The sequence below is a fragment of the Acinetobacter sp. SFB genome (genome assembly GCF_001647545.1).
GTDB lineage: Bacteria > Pseudomonadota > Gammaproteobacteria > Pseudomonadales > Moraxellaceae > Acinetobacter.
Genome location: NZ_LSZH01000015.1, coordinates 131,501 through 153,082 on the forward strand (window position 1 = coordinate 131,501; position 21,582 = coordinate 153,082).

The 21,582-nt window shown below is 39.0% G+C and carries 16 protein-coding genes, 1 tRNA gene and 2 pseudogenes; 11 read left to right on the top strand and 8 right to left on the bottom strand.

The genetic code is table 11. The features are described 5' to 3' along the window. The first annotated feature begins 1,003 nt into the window (after positions 1–1,003). Together blaOXA and AY606_RS12915 are read left to right on the top strand one after the other, a co-directional pair. Positions 1,004–1,867 (top strand): annotated as a pseudogene (gene blaOXA, locus AY606_RS12910) (class D beta-lactamase). Positions 1,868–2,037: 170 nt separating this feature from the next. After that, positions 2,038–3,738 (top strand): GGDEF domain-containing protein, encoded by a 1,701-nt coding sequence (locus tag AY606_RS12915; RefSeq protein WP_067869377.1) that lies wholly within the window; start codon positions 2,038–2,040, stop codon positions 3,736–3,738. Positions 3,739–3,756: 18 nt separating this feature from the next. On the opposite strand, the gene AY606_RS12920 is transcribed toward AY606_RS12915, so the two are convergent. Then, positions 3,757–4,599, bottom strand: coding sequence for an AbiJ-NTD4 domain-containing protein (locus AY606_RS12920; RefSeq protein ID WP_067869380.1), 843 nt, complete (start codon positions 4,597–4,599; stop codon positions 3,757–3,759). 66 nt (positions 4,600–4,665) lie between these two features. Beyond that, positions 4,666–7,497: an excinuclease ABC subunit UvrA gene (gene uvrA / locus AY606_RS12925; RefSeq protein ID WP_067869383.1), complete on the bottom strand. Its 2,832-nt coding sequence runs from the start codon at positions 7,495–7,497 to the stop codon at positions 4,666–4,668. Positions 7,498–7,756: 259 nt separating this feature from the next. On the opposite strand from uvrA, the gene AY606_RS12930 reads away from it, so the two are divergent. Both AY606_RS12930 and AY606_RS12935 read left to right on the top strand, forming a co-directional pair. Beyond that, positions 7,757–8,113, top strand: coding sequence for a DUF1304 domain-containing protein (locus tag AY606_RS12930; RefSeq protein ID WP_067869386.1), 357 nt, complete (start codon positions 7,757–7,759; stop codon positions 8,111–8,113). A 64-nt stretch (positions 8,114–8,177) separates the two neighbouring features. Continuing rightward, a pseudogene (locus AY606_RS12935) lies at positions 8,178–8,525 on the top strand (GlpM family protein). 371 nt (positions 8,526–8,896) lie between these two features. Here AY606_RS12935 and tenA read toward each other — a convergent pair. Next, positions 8,897–9,568 carry a thiaminase II gene (gene tenA, locus AY606_RS12940; protein WP_067869389.1) on the bottom strand — a complete coding sequence of 224 codons (672 nt, stop codon included), beginning with the start codon at positions 9,566–9,568 and terminating at the stop codon, positions 8,897–8,899. Between the two features lie 235 nt (positions 9,569–9,803). On the opposite strand from tenA, the gene AY606_RS12945 reads away from it, so the two are divergent. The 7 genes from AY606_RS12945 to AY606_RS12975 all read left to right on the top strand — a co-directional run bounded on the left by AY606_RS12945 (position 9,804) and on the right by AY606_RS12975 (position 17,724). Continuing rightward, positions 9,804–10,889, top strand: a complete 1,086-nt coding sequence (locus AY606_RS12945; RefSeq protein ID WP_067869391.1) for a DUF475 domain-containing protein — start codon at positions 9,804–9,806, stop codon at positions 10,887–10,889. Between the two features lie 147 nt (positions 10,890–11,036). After that, on the top strand, positions 11,037–12,401 hold the full coding sequence (locus AY606_RS12950) for an MFS transporter (RefSeq protein ID WP_067869394.1): 1,365 nt from the start codon (positions 11,037–11,039) through the stop codon (positions 12,399–12,401). 51 nt (positions 12,402–12,452) lie between these two features. Further along, positions 12,453–13,055: a single-stranded DNA-binding protein gene (ssb, locus tag AY606_RS12955; RefSeq protein WP_067869397.1), complete on the top strand. Its 603-nt coding sequence runs from the start codon at positions 12,453–12,455 to the stop codon at positions 13,053–13,055. Between the two features lie 214 nt (positions 13,056–13,269). Further along, positions 13,270–13,833 (top strand): alkyl hydroperoxide reductase subunit C, encoded by a 564-nt coding sequence (ahpC, locus tag AY606_RS12960; RefSeq protein WP_067869400.1) that lies wholly within the window; start codon positions 13,270–13,272, stop codon positions 13,831–13,833. 434 nt (positions 13,834–14,267) lie between these two features. Continuing rightward, complete coding sequence (locus AY606_RS12965) at positions 14,268–15,155, top strand: pirin family protein (protein WP_067869403.1); 888 nt, start codon at positions 14,268–14,270, stop codon at positions 15,153–15,155. A 433-nt stretch (positions 15,156–15,588) separates the two neighbouring features. Continuing rightward, positions 15,589–16,887 (top strand): FAD-dependent oxidoreductase, encoded by a 1,299-nt coding sequence (locus AY606_RS12970; RefSeq protein ID WP_212838741.1) that lies wholly within the window; start codon positions 15,589–15,591, stop codon positions 16,885–16,887. Between the two features lie 3 nt (positions 16,888–16,890). Next, positions 16,891–17,724 (top strand): SAM-dependent methyltransferase, encoded by an 834-nt coding sequence (locus tag AY606_RS12975; protein WP_067869410.1) that lies wholly within the window; start codon positions 16,891–16,893, stop codon positions 17,722–17,724. A gap of 78 nt (positions 17,725–17,802) precedes the next feature. Here the strand turns inward: AY606_RS12975 and AY606_RS12980 are convergent. From AY606_RS12980 to AY606_RS12995, 5 genes are all read right to left on the bottom strand, one after another. Beyond that, positions 17,803–17,878 (bottom strand) — tRNA-Thr (locus tag AY606_RS12980). Positions 17,879–18,014: 136 nt separating this feature from the next. Continuing rightward, the gene (locus AY606_RS12985) at positions 18,015–18,242 is read right to left on the bottom strand and encodes a hypothetical protein (protein WP_067869413.1); all 228 of its coding nucleotides are present in this window, start codon (positions 18,240–18,242) and stop codon (positions 18,015–18,017) included. A 269-nt stretch (positions 18,243–18,511) separates the two neighbouring features. Beyond that, positions 18,512–19,570 carry a type II asparaginase gene (locus AY606_RS12990; RefSeq protein ID WP_081408410.1) on the bottom strand — a complete coding sequence of 353 codons (1,059 nt, stop codon included), beginning with the start codon at positions 19,568–19,570 and terminating at the stop codon, positions 18,512–18,514. A gap of 358 nt (positions 19,571–19,928) precedes the next feature. Next, positions 19,929–20,039 (bottom strand): hypothetical protein, encoded by a 111-nt coding sequence (locus AY606_RS16170; RefSeq protein ID WP_131267706.1) that lies wholly within the window; start codon positions 20,037–20,039, stop codon positions 19,929–19,931. 535 nt (positions 20,040–20,574) lie between these two features. Continuing rightward, complete coding sequence (locus AY606_RS12995) at positions 20,575–21,543, bottom strand: hypothetical protein (protein ID WP_067869419.1); 969 nt, start codon at positions 21,541–21,543, stop codon at positions 20,575–20,577. Positions 21,544–21,582: the final 39 nt, after the last annotated feature.

Genomic DNA, 21,582 nt, shown 5'->3' on the forward strand with positions numbered 1-21,582 from the left:
TATAATGTATATGAATAAAAAATAAACAATCAGCATGTTGACTGTCAACTTTAAAAACTTTTTTCAGAACAAAAGAATATGTGCATTAAAGCAGCTTATTTTTCATGAAATGAAGGAAATTCAAAGGGATTTTTACAATGTAAAAATAGATTAATTTATAGTTATTAATTGTAAAAAACAATTTATATGTGTTGCAGTAGAATGCGCCGTGATCATACTTGTACTATTTTCTGGATCGAAACAATAAATAAAAATTAAATTAGATATTTTTTGTTTAAAAAATAAACATACCAAATAGGAATTTGTGAAATATTTCACATTTATCTGGGATTATTGTGATTCAAGTAAATCCCTATTGTTTTAATAGGCTTTACTTATTTGTTGTTTTTTATCATAATCTATCTATCAGCTCATATTACATTGAAGTAATGTGATGAGGATCTGATTCTCCATAAACAAGTTTTGTTTTTATATGCCCAACTTTCCCCAAGGTTGGGCTTTTTTTTGCCTAAGCTCAGTGTGCTCTAAATAAATCCTGATATTCAATAAAGAAACGATCCAAATACTCGTTCCTGCCATGCAAATTCAAACTAGATTAATTAATTACATAACGATTTATTGCAAGGTTGAAGGCTTTAAAAGTCTCTTTGGAAATATTGACACTATAATTGCCCTGTTTAGGTGCAAAAATAACTTGGATTTCATTTGCGTAAGTAAATTTTAGGCAATAAAAAACCCCAATTTTCAAAAAAACTGGGGTTTTTTAGCCAAAAATCTCAGGTAAATCAAAGATCCTGCTGAGGAATGATTTTGACTTGCCCTAATGCGGTGCATTATGCACTTATTTGTGGCATGTGTAAATATTTTCTTACATCTGTTATAAAAATATTTTTAGATATGGGTAATCCAGACAAAATGGGGTTAGGGAATTTGATAAAAATAGCAGATTAGTTCATTCGAGATTTTTAGATGAAATAGGGATTGTTTTACTTGGGTTGCTTTAATGGCCTTGATGCAATTAACTGCTTGCCACATGCAAACAGAACAGAATTCTAAACCCACCGTGATAAAACCCGTCTCAGAAGTCACATCTGTACGATCAAAAGATATTGCCCCATTATTAAATCAAGCCAATAAACAAGCGGTCTTTATAACTTACGATGGTCATCAGTTTAATCGTTATGGAAATGCTTTAACCCGCGCCAATCATTCCTATATTCCAGCTTCAACGTTTAAAATATTAAATGCATTGATTGGTTTGCAACATCATAAAGCGAATAGCACTGAAGTTTTTAAATCGTATGGCAAGAAACGTACCTTTGCCGCTTGGGAAAAAGACATGACTTTGGCGCAAGCCATGTAGGCTTCTGCAGTTCCGGTATATCAAGAGCTGGCGAGACGGATTGGGCTAGACTTAATGCAACAAGAAATCCAGCGTGTCGGGTTTGGAAATCAATAGATTGGTCAACAGGTTGATAATTTTTGGCTGCTGGGTCCTCTGAAAATCACACCTGAACAGGAAGCGAAATTTGCTTATCAGCTTGCAACTGAACAATTGCCTTTTGATGCTGCTGTTCAAGAACAGGTGAAAGACATGCTTTTTATAGAGCGTTGCGGAGATACCAAATTATATGCTAAAAGTGGCTGGGCAATGGATGTAAGTCCACAAGTGGGCTGGTATACCGGTTGGGTTGAGCAGTCGAACGGACAGATTACTGCTTTTGTGTTAAATCTGGAAATGCATGACACTGATGATGCGAGCGAGCGCAAGCAACTTAGTTTAGATATTTTAGATAAACTGGGTTTGTTGTTTTATCTTAATGAGTTGCCAGTAGATGAAAAATCGAAATTTGAAAATGATATATAAATATAGTCTCTTATCAAAAAAATTATAAGTAACTAATAAGAGGTATAAGTTTACTAAAATCGGTTAAATTTTGTCATTAAATGTTAAAATAATGTAATATATACGATTGTATTGTAAGCATAACCTGATGATGATTGGCCAGCTGTTTTTGTTCGGGGCGTACTGAAGCCATGTATAAATTACGTTCGAGACATATTGCTCAACGGCTTTTGTTGTCGATGATCATCATTATATTTTCCCTTCTTTTTCTTTCTGTTCCTTTGATTATCAGTAGTTATCAGAATTATCAAAAAGCAGATCGCGCCTTGATTGAAATTTCTGCGCTGCGTGCGGTTGCAGATTTAGCCAATCAGGTTTCACGTGAAAGAGCGCCTGCCAATAAGGTGATGTCGAGTAGTAGTACTGATGAATTAGCAGAAAATTTACAAGAATTGCATGCACATCGAAAAGAAGTCGATTTACAGACTGAGCAGACACTACATATTTTACAAGCAGCGGGCTTTTCTGCTCAGGTCCAAGGCTTATCTTCCAATTTAAAACTGTCTTTACATCATGGTCGTCAAGCTGTAGATGCTTATGCTGCTTTGCCCCAATCTGAACGTACTTCAAAACAGCTTGATCATGCGATTAATCAAATGTTCATGGCTTGGGATAGTTGTCACGAAATTTTAAAAAATGTATTGTTACAATCTGAAGCTAAAAGCACTTCTGTTTCTGAATACTACACCCTGATTTTAATTCTGGCAGATTTACGCGATCAGGCAGGGCGGATTGTCTCCAATATCATGCCATCCATTACTTTTGTAGAAAAAATACCTGAGGATAATCTGGCTCGATCATTACAGACTCAACATCAAGCCTATTATTTATGGGATTTGGTCAATACCCTACAACCTGAACAGGCTAAAACCCCGGAATATTTGGCTTTGCATCAGCAAGTAAAGGCAAAGTTTTTAGACCAAGGCATTCCAATCGTAACTCGCTTGATTAATGAAAGTATGCACAGTCAGGCATATTCATTGACCGGTACGCAACTGACAGAAGCAATGGTGGATAAATTAGTGACAGTGGTAAATTTGCAAAACTATATTTTTGATTACAGTGTTAGCGTTGCTCAAAAACAAAAAAATCAAGCACAGCAACAATTTATTCTGACGTTATTGGTTGCAATAATTTGTCTGGTTACAGCATGTTTTACCATGATCTATGCGCGAAATGGGGTATTCAAACCTTTACTTAAAGCCAAAAATACCATTCTTCGTTTGGCACAGCATAAAATTACAGATTATGAGGATTCATCTGCTGACCCGATCACTTTATTGGAGGCAATTAAAAAGTTAAAACGCGTGCTACAGCAACGAGATGCTTTAGAATTTCAGCTCAGAAACATTGCCAATACCGATACTTTAACCGGTGTATCCAACCGTTTGGCACTAGATGAATATATTAAATATGTGGAAAAGAAACCTGAAAAATTCGCTCAAACCGCCCTCATTATTTTTGATATTGATGATTTTAAACATGTAAATGATACATTTGGGCATATTATCGGTGATGAAGTTATCCGGCTGGTGGCGGAAAAATTACAAGTTAATGTGCGAAATTCAGATTTGATCATTCGTTACGGCGGTGATGAATTTTTGGTATTAATCGAACAGGCTGATTTTGATGACGCTTGGGTTGTCGCGAATAAAATTCTGAAAGAAATTGGCAACTCTGAACTGTACATTGCCGAGCTCAACCAGAATATCCAGATTTCTGTCAGTGCGGGTGTGGCGGTGGGTGCAGCATCGTGGATGGCCTTACTGGAAAAAGCCGACAAGTCGTTATTTCAAGCCAAAGAAAATGGAAAGAATAAAGTCGCAGGGTGATGATATATCACCCGTTATTTATTTAGTTTTCTCAATCAAATAATTAATAAAGTTAGTACATGCAACCAACATAAATTTTGCATCAATATAAGTAACGGTGGATGAGTTAGGAGAACCATGACGCACACCATCTTCATCTGATGAATATCCGTATAATTTATTTAAACTTTCCATAAGAGTTGGATGTAAATTATATTTAGATCTTAATTTAGGAATCGCTTTTCCTAAAGTAATCGAATTATCTTCAAGGAGTTGCATTACTAAAGCTTCTATAGCACTAATCGATTCTTTAATTGAATTTCTATAATCCGGGTTTTGACGATCTGACATCAGTTTTAAAGCTTGATTTAGATGTTGTTGAACACCTGAATATGGATTTGTGTTATTTATAGCATTTTCAATAGATTCAATTTCTTGCTCGGAAGTGATAGGAATAATTTCGTCATTTATGATTCGGTAAGCACTATTTTCTCTTTCTAATATCTGATTAATTTGTTCAATAAATTTTTCTTTTTTTTCACAATATTGGGTTGGATAATTTTCTAAAGTTTCTTCAATAAAGCTATAAATAGTATGCCATTCAAATTTAAAAAATAAATTTCTGATGATAGTAATTGATTCATGAGAACGAAGCGGAATTGTATCGTTAGGTTTTTTAAAAAAATTGAACCAATATTTATTTATTAAGTTATTTAGATTCGAATTTTTTGTATATGAGTAAATAGAAGGGTGATGAGAAATTTTGCTCCACAAACATAGATGAAAAACACTCCAAATCCCATTTCTTAAATGATCATCTATGCTTTCTTTTTGAATAATGTCACGAACTGGTTTATATCCATATCTTTCTGAAAACCGCATGATTTCCTCAAATAAAAAACGGTGAATGAATCACCGTTTTATCATGCATTTAGCGAAAATAGAAAATTATTTCAACAGTGGCTTCAAGAACTTCGCTGTATGTGAAACTTTAGATTTCGACATTTCTTCAGGTGTACCTTCAGCAATAATCATACCGCCACCAGCACCACCTTCAGGACCAAGATCAATCACCCAGTCGGCAGTCTTAATCACATCCAGATTATGCTCAATCACCACAATGGTATTACCCTTGTCGCGCAGCTGATGCAGAATATCCAGCAGTTTGGCAATGTCATGGAAATGCAGACCTGTAGTCGGTTCATCCAGGATGTATAAGGTTTTACCCGTATCACGCTTAGCCAACTCACGGGCCAATTTGACACGTTGTGCTTCACCCCCCGAAAGGGTTGTCGCAGACTGACCTAAACGGATATAACCCAAACCGACATGAGTCAAAGTTTCTAAACGACGGTGAATCACTGGAATGGCTTCAAAGAAATGCATGGCATCTTCAACAGTCATGCCCAAAACATCGGAAATGTTCTTGCCTTTATAACCGACTTCCAGCGTTTCACGGTTATAACGGTCGCCATGACAGGCATCGCAAGGCACATACATATCGGGCAGGAAATGCATCGCCACTTTAATCATGCCATCGCCTTCACAGGCTTCACAACGACCACCTTTGACGTTAAACGAGAAACGACCCGCAGCATAACCGCGTGCTTTGGCTTCAGGCGTTTGCGCAAACAACTCACGAATCGGAGTGAACAAACCTGTATAAGTCGCAGGGTTAGAACGTGGTGTACGTCCAATCGGGCTTTGGTCAATATCCACGACTTTATCAAGAAACTGTAAGCCGTCAATCGAATCGAATTTTTCAGCAGTTAAAGTGGTTGCACCATTCAATTGCGTTGCGGCAAGCGGTAAAAGGGTACGGTTAATCAGGGTGGATTTACCCGAACCTGAAACCCCCGTCACACAGGTCATAATGCCTAACGGAATGGTTAAATCAACATTCTGTAAATTATGACCGGCAGCACCCATCAACTTGATTTTTTCTTCCGGTTTTGGCGGTTGGGTACGAACTTCCGGCACTTTAATTTTTAACTTGCCTGATAAATACTGTCCAGTAAGCGAGTCAGGATTTTCCAAAATTTCTTCATAGGTACCTTCGGCAATAATATGACCGCCATGTACACCAGCACCCGGACCAATATCAATAATATGATCGGCGGCACGAATCGCATCTTCATCATGCTCGACCACCAAAACGGTATTGCCTAAATCACGCAGACGAACCAGAGTTTCAAGCAGACGGTCGTTATCACGTTGATGCAAACCAATTGACGGTTCATCGAGGACATACATCACCCCCATCAAGCCTGCACCAATTTGCGAAGCCAGACGGATACGCTGTGCTTCACCACCCGACAAGGTTTCGGCAGAACGCGAAAGACTTAAGTAGTTCAAACCGACAGAAACCAGGAAGTGCAAACGCTCCCGGATTTCCTTGAAAATCTTGTCGCCAATCTCGCCTTTGGCACCTTCAAGTTGCAGGTCTTGATAATAAGCTTCGGCATCGCCAATCGACATCTTGGTAATTTGTGCGATGGTTTTATCTTTGACCCGGACGTTACGTGAAATTTCATTTAGACGCGAACCATCACAGGCATCACATGCAGCATTGGATAAATATTGCGCCAAATCATCACGGACATAATTCGATTCGGTTTCACGGTAGCGACGTTCCAGATGCGGCAAAATCCCTTCAAAAGCTTGCACACGTTTATGCTGACGACCGCGTTCATCGATATAACTTAAATCAACTTTGTCTTTGCCTGTTCCGTAAAGGAATTTCTTTTTGGTGTCGGCATCCAGTTCATTCCACGGCGTATCCAAAGAAAAGCCAAAATGTGCTGCAACTTTTTCAATCATGCTGTAGTAATACGGACGTTGTCTGTCCCAGCCACGAATCGCGCCTTGGCTAATTGAAACTTCATTGTTTGGAATCAGTTTTTCAGCACTAAAATGGCTGCGTGTGCCCAAACCGTCACAGACCGGGCAAGCACCAAATGGATTGTTGAACGAGAACAAACGCGGTTCAAGTTCAGCAACCGCACGATCACATTCAGGGCAAGAATGCTTGGCAGAGAATACACGTTCAGGTTGTTCACCCTTCATCCACGATAAAATCGCGATGTCGCCGCCTAAGCGCAGTGCGGTTTCAAAAGATTCGGCAATACGGTTGCCTAAGTCATCACGGACTTTAAAACGGTCGACCACCACTTCAATGGTATGTTTTTTCTTTTTATCCAGCTCGGGTGGAGTGTCAATTTCAACAATTTCACCATCGACACGGGCACGGACAAAACCTTGGCTTTGCAATTGCTCAAACAGGTTGGTGTATTCGCCCTTACGTTCACGCACTACAGGCGCAAGCAGCATTAAAGCGGTACCTTCCTCTAAGCCTTTAACCGCATCGACCATTTCAGAGATGGTTTGAGCCACCATCGGCAAGTCATGTTCAGGACAATACGGTGTTCCGACACGGGCATATAAAAGACGTAAATAGTCATAAATTTCAGTGATGGTTCCCACAGTTGAACGTGGATTGTGACTGGTTGATTTCTGTTCGATTGCAATCGCTGGACTTAAACCTTCAATAGAATCGACTTCTGGTTTTTCCATTTGCGAAAGGAACTGGCGCGCATAGGCAGAAAGTGATTCTACATAACGGCGCTGACCTTCAGCATATAAGGTGTCAAAAGCTAAGGAAGATTTACCAGAGCCTGAGAGTCCCGTAATGACCACGAATTTGTCACGTGGAATATCGAGTGACACATTTTTTAAGTTATGGGTACGTGCGCCTCGAATACGGATATGACTTTGGCTCATAAAACATCTCGGTAATGTGCAAATTGAAGGTTATATATGATAGCGATTTAATTTTGTTCAAGCTGAAAAAATCGTTTTTTAACGACATATTATGTCGGCCGAATGACTTTAGTTAAAGTTTATAAGACTGTAGCGAGCTTTTTAAGGAGTAACAAGCCTGAATAATTTACTTTTAATGTGAATATTGTTGACGAATGTATCGCTAAAAAAGCAAACTCACAGCACAATAACATGAAAATAATAAGGGAAATGAAAAACAATGATCGCCAAAATTTTAATCACACTGATTGCACTGCTGCATGTTTATATTCTGGTTCTTGAAATGTTCCTGTGGGATAAACCGCTTGGAATGAGAGCCTTCGGCAATACTCTCGAAAAGGCAAAATTGACCCAAGTTTTGGCGAAAAATCAGGGCTTATATAATGGTTTTTTAGCCGCCGGGTTAATCTGGTCGCTATTTGCACCGGATGCTTATGCCATGGCACTGGCCAATTTCTTTTTAGGCTGTGTTTTGGTTGCCGGAATTTATGGTGGCATAACCGCCAGTAAAAAGATCATTTATATTCAGGCGGTTCCTGCATTGATTGCCTTGCTTGTGGTGAATTTGATGATTTAAGCGAACGATATTGCGCAGCGTAGACTAGGTGATTCAATCAATTGATCTTTTCGGATGGATAGCGATGCTGGCTTTATTTTTAAAATGTAGTTTAGATGCAGCCATTATTTTAATTATTTCTATCCTTTCCAAGAATAAAGCTTTTTATATTGCAGGATTGGTGCCGTTATTCCGACTTTTGCCTTGATTGCGCATGTAGTTGTCTCGCAACAGCAGGGTGCAGAAGCGTTGCGTACAACTGCATTATTCGGTTTATGGTCGCTTATTCCTTATTCCTTATTTTATTTATTTGCTGTTGATGTATGTATTGGCAACCAAAATGTCAATGTGGTCGTGCCTGGGTATAGCGACGCTATGCTGGATAGTTGCTGCGGCAGGACTGGTTTATGGCTGGCAGATGTTTCAGAATTAAAAACAAACAATGCATTTTTATGACGAGTAATTAGATAACGTGTAAAAATCAAAAAATATTCAATATTGGATTTTTAAAAATCAGCACTGCTTTGTTGAACTGATTCAATTTCTGTATCTTTGCCTAGGTATTGACTCTACTGTTGAGAGGGCAAAATGAGGATCTCAAAATATATTTTGACTCCGCAAGAAAAATATTTTGTTTCCTATACAGGACATCCTGAGTCAGTTTTAAGCCCTGCTTTAAAATGCAGCGCAAGGGATGGGAAACGTGTGGCATCCATGCCACACGCATCACTTGCTAAAATCTATTTTTAAAATTAACTTTAACAACAACTTACTATTAATTGAAAGATAATTTATGAAAAGAGTTTAGGCATCCAATCCTAACCACTGTCTTTGATCATAGGCGCTATCCCAGAACAACCATTCCAGTTTGGCAGCTTGAGTATAAGCCTGATGCATTTTTGCAAGCGTATCGGCATCACAGCGCGCTGCGACTCTATCAATGGTGGCAATCACATTTCGCACGGCCTCATTGAATTCTTCGCCTGCATAGGTATCGACCCAAGCTTGATATGGATTGTTTGCAATAGAATTTTCGACAATATCTTTACCGACTTCGGCATAAATCCAGAAACAAGGCAGTAAGGAAGCCAACACCACCGGATAGCTTTCAGACCATGCCGTTGCAGTTAAAAATGAGGTGTAGTGATGACAAGCCAAGGTAAGTGGAGTGGATTCAAATTCTTTTTTGCTGATATCAAATTCCTGCATGAAACCGTCATGCAGACTGCGTTCAACCACAATGGCAATGCGAGCAGCTTCTGCAAACTGAATCACGTCATCGGCTTCAAAGGCTTTGGCAGCACAGACCGCAAGTGCGCGACCATAGGCCAGTAAATAATGTGCATCCTGAATTACATAATGACTAAAAACCTCTTTGCTCAAAGTACCTTGTGCAAGTTCCTGGTTAAATGGCAGGGCTAAAGTTTTTTGATATAAAGCTAAATTTCGCTGCCATACATCTTGAGAAAAGCTCATGTCATCATCCTGTTGAGAATAAAAGAAAATATACCAAATGCCGACTATATCAAGAGTTCTTAGATGAAGATATCCAGCCACATAAAGTGTGGCGTGGTCTTGAAAAAAATCATACGAAGAATTTTGGATTAATATTAAAAAGTCGTCATAATTGTGCGCATAAAATCTTAAACTCCTATTTTTAAGTTTTACCGAATTTATTCTCCATACATATTTGTTCATAGGTCGATCTATCATGATGAAACATTTTGGTTTCTCAATCATTTTTACGATCGTGTGTCTGGCTATTTCTGCATATTGGGGCTATAGCCATGGCCCAGAAGCAGGTTTAAAGACCATGTTCACGGCGCTCACCATTACTGCCATTTTAGCGGTGATGGAAGTGTCACTTTCTTTCGATAATGCCGTGGTCAATGCCTCGGTACTACGCGGTTGGGATCATTTCTGGAAAATGATTTTCTTGACCGTCGGCATTGTTATTGCTGTATTTGGCATGCGTTTGGTGTTCCCGATTGTGATTGTTGCTGTCACTGCGGACATGGGCATGCTTGAAGTCGTAAAAATGGCGATCAATGATCCTATTCTTTATTCAGAGAAATTGATGGCACATCATGCTGAAATTGCAGCATTTGGTGGCTCGTTCCTGTTGTTGGTCTTCCTGAATTTCTTTCTGGATAGTGAAAAAGATACGCATTGGTTTAGGTGGATTGAAGCGCGTTTGTCCAATCTTGCCAATGTACCTGCAATGTCAGTATTCCTTGCATTAATTGGCTTGCTGATCATGGCGGCCAATGTAGCTGAAGCATCACGTTTGGTGGTAACCATGGCAGGAATCTGGGGCATTGTGGTTTATATCGGGGTTCAAGTACTCAGCCATTTGTTAGGTGGTGAACCTGAAGTTGATGAAGATGGCAATGCGGTGGCACATGATGCCAGTGGTGCATCTACCGGAGTGATTAAAGCAGGCTTAGGCGGTTTTATTTATCTTGAAGTACTGGATGCATCGTTCAGTTTTGATGGGGTAATCGGTGCTTTTGCGATTACATCGGATGTAGTGATCATTATGCTCGGTCTAGCAATTGGTGCCATGTTCGTGCGTTCAATGACCATTTATCTAGTTGAAAAAGGCACATTAGATGCTTATATCTTCCTTGAGCATGGCGCGCATTATGCCATTGGTGCTTTGGCATTCATTATGCTGGCGAGTGGTGCTGGGTTGCATATACCAGAAGTCGTGACTGGTTTGATTGGTGTCGCGTTTATTGTCTGGGCAGTGATTGCATCCATTCAATATAGTAAGCGTCAAGAACGGATCGGTTAATCCTTTTTTAAGAAAAACGGTTACAATAAGGGCGCATAAAATGCGCCCTTATTTATGGGGGCTGATCTTTGAATAACTCAACATCCACAACATGAATGTTGTAGGATAGCCCATCGAAATTAAACTCATAAACCTAAGCTTATTGATATGATGAATGCTTTAGAACGCCGTTCAACCTTTGCCTTAAGCAGTATTTTTGCCCTGCGTATGTTGGGCTTGTTCATGATTATTCCTGTTTTTTCTGTAGCAGGCCAGTCATATCAAGGGGCAACACCTGCGCTGATTGGTTTGGCGGTCGGTGTATATGGTTTGACCCAGGCCATTTTACAGATTCCATTTAGCTTGCTGGCTGACCGTTTTAGCCGTAAGCCCTTGGTCGTTTTAGGCTTATTGTTGTTCGCACTCGGTGGTGCAGTTGCCGCAATGTCCGAAACCATTTATGGCGTGATCATTGGTCGTGCGATTGCTGGTGGTGGCGCGGTTTCTGCTGTGGTGATGGCACTGTTAGCCGATGTCACGCGTGAAGAACAGCGCAGCAAAGCCATGGCGGTGATGGGGATGAGTATTGGCTTCTCTTTTATGCTGGCGTTTAGCCTTGGGCCTTGGCTCACCAGTCTGGTCGGTATTTCCGGACTATTTTGGGTGACGACCATTATGGGCTTGGCAGCAATTTCCATGTTGCTGTTGGTGCCTAAAGTGACCCGTCATCATAAAAATTATCAGCAAGGTTATCTTGCACAACTGAAACAGGTGCTGAAAATGGGCGATTTGAATCGCTTGCATGTTTCAGTGTTTGCGCTGCATTTGTTGCTGACTGCGATGTTTATTTATATGCCATCGCAACTGATTCAGTTTGCTGATATTCCATTGGCCAGCCATGGTCTGGTGTATTTACCCCTGCTGGTTATTAGCCTGTTTTTTGCTTTTCCAAGCATTATATTGGCAGAAAAATATCGTAAAATGCGCGGTATTTTCCTGACTGCAATTGGCGGGATCATTCTGGGTTTACTGGTGCTGATTTTTGGCTATGGATCCAAATACATTTTATTGGCAGGTTTGGGATTGTTCTTTATTGCCTTTAACGTGATGGAGGCTTTGTTGCCTTCATGGCTATCTAAATCCGCACCGATTCAGTCTAAAGCCACAGCCATGGGTGTGAATGCCAGCAGTCAGTTTTTAGGGGCATTTTTTGGCGGTATGATTGGTGGCCAACTCTTGTTACTCAATAATACAGCCTTGGGTTGGAGTATCTTAAGTGGCATCGCAATTGTCTGGTTGTTAATCAGTTTTGGCTTGGCTCAACCACGTTATCTTTCATCCTTGGTGCTGAGTTTACCCGAGACGAAACAAACGGATGAGTGGACTTCTCAACTTTTGGCAATTCGTGGTATTGAAGAGGTTGTGGTGATGTCTGATCAGCAATTTGCGTATGTTAAAATTGATAAACAGCTTATAGATGAAGCTGCGCGACAAGATTTAACGCAGTTGTTAGGTAAAGATGTAGCCATTTAAGCATAACTCTTATAAAGTAAAATATAGAAATAGATAGGAAGTGTACGTCTGATGCGTGGTGTTAATAAAGTAATTTTAGTCGGAACTTTAGGCAAAGATCCTGAAACCAAAACTTTCGCGAATGGTGGTTCGCTTACTCAGTTTTCAATCGCAACCAGCGATTCCTGGACGGATAAAACGACCGGTGAACGTAAAGAGCAAACTGAATGGCATCGTATTGTGCTGCATAACCGCTTAGGTGAAATTGCACAGCAATATCTACGTAAGGGTTCTAAAGTTTATATCGAAGGTTCATTGCGTACGCGTCAGTGGACAGACCAAAGCGGTCAAGAACGCTACACCACAGAGATTCGTGGTGAACAAATGCAAATGTTAGATAGCAACAACCGTCAGCAAGGTGAACAAGCTGCGGGTGGTGACAACGGGGGTTATAATCAACCACGTTTCAACAACAACCAAGGCGGCGGTTATAACAACAATAATAATAGCAATAACCAAGGCGGTTATGGCAATAATCAAGCTGGTGGTTTTAATAACAACCAACAAGGCGGTTATGCAAACAATAATCCGTCTGCTTTCCAGAAAGCACCGCAATCTGCACCTGCTGCGCCTGTCGCTGCACCTGCTGATTTAGATGATGATTTACCGTTTTAATTGATTCAAAACGGTAAGTCGTCATCCAAAACCCTTTGTAACAACAAAGGGTTTTTTATTGTCTAAAACAATTAAATCTAGAAATATGATAGAAATATTTAATCTATTTTTTCGATTGTTTTTATGAAAAAGTACGGTTTTATCTATTTTAGAAACTTTCGTATTCTAGCTTCACAACATAAGCAATCCCAGAAACGAGCTAGAGGAATATCTCATGAGTTTAATTAATACTGAAGTAAAACCATTCAACGCAACTGCTTATAAAAATGGTGAATTCGTTGCAGTGTCTGAAAAAGACATGATCGGAAAATGGTCAGTGGTATTTTTCTATCCTGCAGACTTCACTTTTGTTTGTCCAACAGAACTGGGTGATTTGGCAGACAACTATGCTGAATTCCAAAAAATGGGCGTTGAGATTTATTCAGTATCGACAGATACCCACTTTACCCATAAAGCTTGGCATGACAGCTCAGACGAAATCAAAAAAATCCAATATGCAATGATTGGCGATCCAACCTGGACTTTGGCGAAAAACTTTGAAGTTTTAATTGAGTCTGATGGCTTGGCAGACCGCGGTACTTTTGTGATTGACCCTGAAGGTAAAATCCAAATTGTCGAAATTAATGCCGGTGGTATTGGTCGTGACGCTCAAGAACTTCTCCGTAAAGTGAAAGCTGCGCAATATGTACATGCGCACCCAGGTGAAGTTTGCCCTGCAAAATGGAAAGAAGGTGATGCCACACTGGCGCCTTCAATCGACTTGATTGGTAAAATTTAATTTCAAGTTAAAATACTCTCCCAAAAAATCCAGGACTTAGCACCTGGATTTTTATCTGTAAAATTTAATAAATAAAGCGAGATGGCTAGGCTTTGCCGCTCAATTTTTTGGTCTTCTCTTTTTATTTTTTAATGAAGGATTTCTACATTATTTTGTTTATTAACTGCTTAAAGCAATCCATATATTTTATAGAGTGACTCATCCTGAACGGCACTTTGCTCCACCGTATTAAAATCAAAACATTGAATGGCGGATTTAATGATGGAAAAAGAGGCTTCTGCTTAAAGCCGTTTATGCAGATTTTTATCATTTTAGAGAAATAGTCAGAAGATTATCCTATTGTTGATACGCTGTATATTGCTCATGCGCTAGGCTGACGACTTTAAAAGTTTTAAGATAAATCCATATTATTTCCTAGTGATAGGAGCTTTGAAATGAAAAAAATTATTGGCGTTTACCGTAACCAGAACATGCATTGGGTAGGCGACGGCTTTCCGGTTAAAAACCTGTTTTCCTATGACCGTTTAGGGCAGGCGATTAGTCCATTTTTACTCTTGGACTATGCAGCACCGTATCATTTTAAGCCAACTACACAGCAGCATGGCGTCGGTTCACATCCACATCGTGGTTTTGAAACGGTGACGCTAGCCTATCAAGGTGGGGTGACTCATAAAGATTCAGCAGGCGGTGGTGGTCAGATTAAAACCGGTGATGTGCAGTGGATGACGGCGGGTGCAGGTTTGGTGCATGAAGAGTTTCACTCTGAAGAATTCGCCCAAAATGGTGGCTTGTTTGAAATGGTACAGCTTTGGGTGAATTTGCCTGCGGCAGACAAAATGACTGCACCTAAATATCAGGCCATTGAAGCCCAAGAGATTCCTGTGATTGAACTGGAACAGGGCGCAGGGCATATCCGTGTGATTGCAGGGCGCTATATACAGGGTGATACAGAACATAGGGGACCTGCATCTACCTATAGTCCTATAAATGTATGGGATGGTGAATTAAAAGCAGATCAGGTGCATCACATTCATGTGCCTGTCGATCACAATGTCTTGGTTGTGGTGTTATCAGGTGAAATGCAGCTGAATGGAACGCAGCATGTTCAAGACAGTTCCATTGTCATGTTTGCTCAAGATGGTGAAGCCGATATTCAACTGCAAGCGATGAAAGACAGCAAATTTCTGGTGCTCACCGGTCAGCCTTTAAATGAGCCAATTCAGGGCCATGGTCCTTTCGTGATGAATACTCAGGCTGAAATTATTCAAGCCTTTAATGACTTTAATAGCGGCAAGTTTGGTGAGATTCCGGTGGCCAGTTAATTTTAGCCATTGATGGATTGGTCATTCAAGAAATAAAGAAGCCCCTAAAAAACTTAGGGGCTTTTTGCGAAATAATTTTTTTGTTTTTACAGCATTTGATAGTTATAAGGTCTTAAAAGTGCGTCTGATGGTCAAATTATTATGTGATGTATCATAGCTGTATTTTATGAATTTGTAAAACGATCGTTATAATATTGGTTAATTTATATATCCTTTTTTTAAAGGTTTTTAATATTTATATGGGTGAAATTATAATATTTTAGTATATTTATTAGGTTTTATTTAATCCCTGAATCAATCTAAAAAATCTTTCTAATATTTCTGATGATGACTTTTGTTAAAAAAACATATTCTGGAATATTTTAATACCCCCTTTTAATCTCGCTTGGTTCATAATTTCATTAATCTTATGTGTAACTGACGGATAATAATTTTGGATATTGCAGTTATTGGTAGTGGCATGGCTGGGCTAGCTACCGCCAGAATTCTTAAAGATGCAGGGCATAGCATAACTATTTTTGAAGCATTGCCTGGACGTGGTATGGATAGCCATAGCATAGAGTTTGAAGGCGGCTTAATTGATGCACCCTTGCGTGTCATGAATCCTCATTTGTGGAAAAATACCCTCAGTTTGGCAACGTATTTAGGTATCCCCACTTTCCCCGTGCGTACCTATATGGCATGCAGCTGGTTATTTGAAGATCGCACTGAAACATGGTTAACCACTACGCGTAGTCGGATTGGTAATTTCCCGATTATTAATAACCGCAAAGGGCTGCAACAATACGGCTGGCGCTTGGTCAAAGGCATGCTGCAACTGAAAGCGGCCATTGCCAGATTCTTCAGATCAAAGAATCAAGAGATTACTCTGGCTGAATTTATCAATAATAATGATATTGAGGAAGTATTCTGGCATGGCGTAGTGATGCCGGTGCTGTATACCATTTGTACCTGTAACCCAAAAACCATTGGGGACTGGCCTGCCAAACCGTTATTGACCTTCTTGCGTCAATTGACCGATGGCGATGCTTTGCTGCGTCTGCAAGGTGGCACACCGGCATTGGTCGACAAGCTAATTGAAGGCATTGAAATTCATAATGGTTCAGCCATTACCCAAGTCAAAGAGCAAGAAAATGGTGTTTCAGTTGAAAATGCATTGGGTGAGCAACGCATTTTTGATCGTGTCATTGTGGCCACACCGACCAATAAAATTGAAACCTTTTTAAATAATGAACAATTTGCAGATGATATTGTGCTGTTAAAGAAATTCAAATTTGAACAGGGTCAATTGGTCATTCACACCGATCAAACTGTGATGCCACCCAAGCGTAAAGACTGGGCGGTCCTCAGTTATATGATGGATCGTAAATTTACTCGTCAACAGTTTACCGTATGGTTGAATTCGGTTGAACCGAGTCTGGTGGGTAAAACGCCAGTGTTCCAAACTTGGCGACCGGTGACTGACATTGATCCTAAAAAAGTCATTTCCAGCGTCACTTTAACCCGTGCGGTGGTGGATTCTCAAACCGTTGCTTTAAACAAAGAGCTGCAACAACGCCATAAAGATCTCAACCGTAAAGTGTTCTATTGTGGTTCTTGGTCTTGTGATGGGTTGCCGGTGCTCGAATCTGCAGTGACGTCAGCAATGCATATTGCAGAAATTTTGGGTGCCCCATTGCCGTTTGTGGGATTAAAACCTAAAGTTGAGGTTGCCCCACAACTCGGCTACTAATCCATGAAATGGCTTCAAGCGATTCAACAGCAATTTTCACAACATAAGTATGCGATTAACGCAAAACAGTTAGGGGATGATGCTGAACTCGCTTGGAGTAATTTGGGCTATTGGGATGATGCAACATCCTCCTATCCTGACGCTTGTCGTCAATTGGCAGATCAGTTGGCGCAAGCAGTTCATTTAACTGCACAAGACAGATTGCTCGATTTAGGCTGTGGACAGGGTGCAAGTCTGCTTCATTGGCAACAGCATTATCATGTTCAGAATATTGAAGCCGTGGAATTACAATCCAGTTGTGTAATTCAAATTCAAAAACATCTTCCTCAACTTACTGCAATTCACCCACATTCTTTTTTAAATTTAAAACAGATTCAGTTCACATCTGGCTTTGATGTGGTGCTGTGTATCGACGCTGCCTATCACTCCAATTTGAATTCATTGCTCGATTCAGTGCGGAGTGTTTTAAATTCAAAGGGCAGATTGGGTTTTCATTATTTAATCTGGTCTGAAAAATGGCTGGATTTAAATTCATTGCAAAAACGAAAGTATCAGTGGTTATTAAAAGCTGCGGATGTAAATTCAGATAATTTAATGACTGAATCGGCTTTGAAGCAAACTTTGCAGGGCTATGATTTTGCGGAGATTGAAATCCGGGATTTATCTAAAGACGTTTTGCAGGGTTTTGCAAATTATTTTCAGAAAATTCAGCAATTACCACACCAGACTGCAGATTTGGATGCATTTAAAATTCGCATGACAGCCAAGTTATGTCGCAAGCTGTATGCGGAAGGTGTGGTCAAGTACGTGCAAATTAGTGCGAAAAATAATAAATAATGAGCGTTTAAATATTCTGAAAAAAGATTAATTGCAAAAACAACAAAGCCTCACTAAAAAGCGAGGCTAAGTATAAAATGGTGCCGGCACACGGATTCGAACTGTGGACCTACTGATTACAAGTCAGTTGCTCTACCAACTGAGCTATGCCGGCAACGTGGGATGAATGATAGCGAATTTCGCTGAAAACGCAAGCCAAAAAATGAACGATCGATTTTCCTGCTTTAAGATAAAAAACTTACCCACTGCAAAGGTGGGCAAGTCAAAAAGAATTTAAAAGATAACACTGCTTATTTGGGCCTCAGGATCTGGGCTAAGTCTTGTGCACATTCTTCCAAGGTTAAAGCCATGTCAATTTGCATTTGTGGCTTCAGTTCGTCTGCAAGCTTTCTCCACTGTTCTATTAAACGTAGCGCTTTCTGAATTTTATGTTTATTCATGTCTTTGGCAAGGGTTGGGGTATAACCACCACGTTTCGTATTCTTGATCTGTTTTACATAGTTATCGCTGGTATTCATGCTTACTCCCGAATAGCAGTTTTTGATCTGCTGAATGGACTTTTATGCCTTGATCTAAAGTTCTGTAAGATGATTATTATCAGCTGAATATTGCAGTTTGATGATCATTTTTTGAGTTTTTAGGTTCTCTTGTAATGAGGTGAATAAATGTGCAAATTTTTTTAAAAAATGGAAGTCGTTATTTTAAAATTTTCGATCAACAGATGAAGACTTTTAATCTCAGGAATGAAGAAAGTATCGCTACATACTTTCTTCATTTGGCCTAAATATTAATATTCCCAAAACATGCGCTGAATTTCTTTTGCATCTCGAGTTTTGGTAAGCGCCAGGGCTGCCAGTAGTTTTGCCTTCTGTGGATTTAAGTCATGCGCCACCACCCAGTTATATTGATCATCGGGCTGCTCTGCATTTCTTAAAACGAAGCCTTGGGGCACACGTGAGGAACGGATAATTTGCACCCCTTGTTTTTGTAGCTCATTTAAAGTCGGCACAATATTTTTTGCCACTGATCCATTGCCTGTTCCTGCATGAATAATGGCTTTTGCCCCAGCTTTTGCATAAGCATTATATGCATCAGGAATCATATTGCCGGAACCATATACAATTTGGACTAAAGGTAGCGTATCACCCTGAATATTTTCAATATTGAACTCTGAAGTATTGTTAAAGCGTTTTGCGACATTTCTAAACCAATAGGTTTTACCTTCGACCAGTGTACCTAATGCCCCCCACTGACTAGCAAAGCCATTGGTGTGAATGTTAATGGTTTTGGTCACATCTCGTGCTGCAAAAATATCATCATTCATGAGCACAAAAACGCCTTTAGCTTTTGCATTATCGGCAGCAGCCAGCGCAACAGCACTATATAAATTTAAAGGCCCATCCGCAGATAGTGCTGAAGGTGGGCGCATAGAACCCACCACCACAATGGGTTTATCCGTATGCACGGTCAAGCTTAAAAAATAAGCTGTTTCTTCTAGGGTATCGGTACCATGGGTGATCACAAGGCCATTTACATCTGGCTTTTTCACCAATTCATTGACTTTTCGTGCAATGGTTAAAAGTTCTTTATCTGTAATGCTTTCCGAAGCAACTTGAAGTGCCTGTACACCTGTAACATTTGCCAGGTTCTGAATTTGAGGAACGGCCTTGAGCAAGTCATCTACAGGTACTTTGGCTGCGGTATAGGTTGCACTGTTGGTGGAACTGGCACCTGCACCTGCAATGGTACCGCCTGTGGCAACCACCACGACATTATTTTTAGCAAAAGTTGAAAAGGGGAGTAATAAACCCAGGCTTAAAGAAAGTGCTGTAAGTGTTTTTTTCATCATTTTTCCTTATTAAAGTTCTGTACAATCCAAGCTTTTTTATAGCACTTATAACGTAATATAAAGAAACTGGATTTGCCTATACCTAATTTAAAATATGGATTTCATAATCAGAAATATAACAAATGATGATTTTTAGATGTACCAAATAAACTAGGACTAAATGTTAAATAAATTATTTTTATATTGATATGAATGCGGAATTTTGACCGAGGATGTCTGTATGGTAAGTACCTAAATGAAGATACCCATAAGATTCAATTATCCTTTAATTTAAACCTAGGGAGCAATCACCCAAATAACATATCTTGTCTATCTAGGTTTAGGACATTTTAGCAGGGACAGCACAAGAACGCTTTTAGAGAAAATATTCCCAAATAATATAACCCAGACCGAATCCAATAAATGAGTAGAGCGTGATGATAAAAAATACAAAGCTCGCTTTATTTTTCTTCGTTAAAAAACTCATATTAATTCCTCAATATTGGGCCTAAGTTAGATTATATTATCCCATTTATTCAGGAAAAGTGGTCTGCTTTACTGCTTTTAAATATCTGAATTGGTATTAATCATTCTATTTTTAATAAGTTAGATTTTTTTTCGTCCATCATCGCTAAAAAAATTTAAAGACTGCTAAAAATATGCAATCCATGAGGAATAAAACAATGTACCGTCAAATGTACCGATAAATATGTCGGTTTACTACTGTATTGCACCCTAATGTATAGGCGTAAAAAAGACCTAAACCATGCGGTTTAAGTCTTTTTTAAATTCTGGCGAGAGAGGGAATTACATTGTTAAGTTAAGATATTGAAAAAAAATATATTAATATATGTGATTTTTATTTTTACCCCCAATTATACCCCCAGATTAATCAAGGTGGTAAAGCTTGTATAGTTAGGTTTATGAGTTTGAAAATAATTATACAAAATAAGGCACTTGCCTGCTAGTCTGAATCTGTTTGTTGGATTTTTACACAAATCTAATGAGTTTGTTCAACCTATTCAATTTTTAACATTAGATCGCTCGTTATTAGAAATGACTTCAACTTCATCGTCATTTTGTACGGTATTGTCATATTGACTATGCTGATCAAACCCTAAAGCATCATTTAAGTTGGACTGATTTTTCATTATCAAAAGTTGCTTTTGCTCTGTGCAATTTTTTCGAAATTGATCTTTTATTTCATTAATTGCTTCAGGTGCAAGAGCCCCATTTATACTTTGTTGGTCTACTTCGGACATATCACCTACATAAGCTTTAATTTTTTCTAACTCAATGGTTTTGCTTACAGCTATTTGTACTAAGTATTCCTCAAACTCTTTTGCAGATTTGCTCATGTTTTCGTGGATGGTGTTTTTTTGCTGCTCAAGCTTGGTTTTAATTCGAGCAATTTCTTCATCCTTTAATTTCAGCTCTTTCCTTAAAATAGAATCATTATTTTTGCTTTTCTCCTTTTTAAGAGTTGATATTATTTTATTTTTTTCTGTTAATTGTGAGTTTTGCCTGTCAATTAAAAACTCTAAACAGTTTTTAAGGCTTTTAAATTTATATTTTTCTCTAATTCTATCAAGTTCTTTTAATGTCTTTTGATCAAGTGTGATTTGTTTAATGATGCAATTATTTTCTTTGTTATTGTGGTTGTATTTAAATGATGGGAATTTCTTTTTTAAAATTTCAAAATGCGCATCATTTATTTCAACGATAAATTCATCATTTTCAAATTTTGGAAGGTAAGGGAATATTTTATTTATAAGATCTGACTGGTTTTGACTGTTTAGGGAAGTAAAGTCTTGATCATCACTTAGCCTAGTCGATGAATCCTTTTTAGATAAATAGTGATCCTTTTTTCCAGACGCCACAATCTTTCTTATCAGGCCAGATTTCTCGCTGGATTCTAAATCTAAGAATTCTTTTTTTAAATCTGTGTAAGAAGATAACCATTTCTCTAAAGTTAAATGCGGTCGTGCCATTGTTAATTTTCATTAATATTTACTTAATATTAATGTATA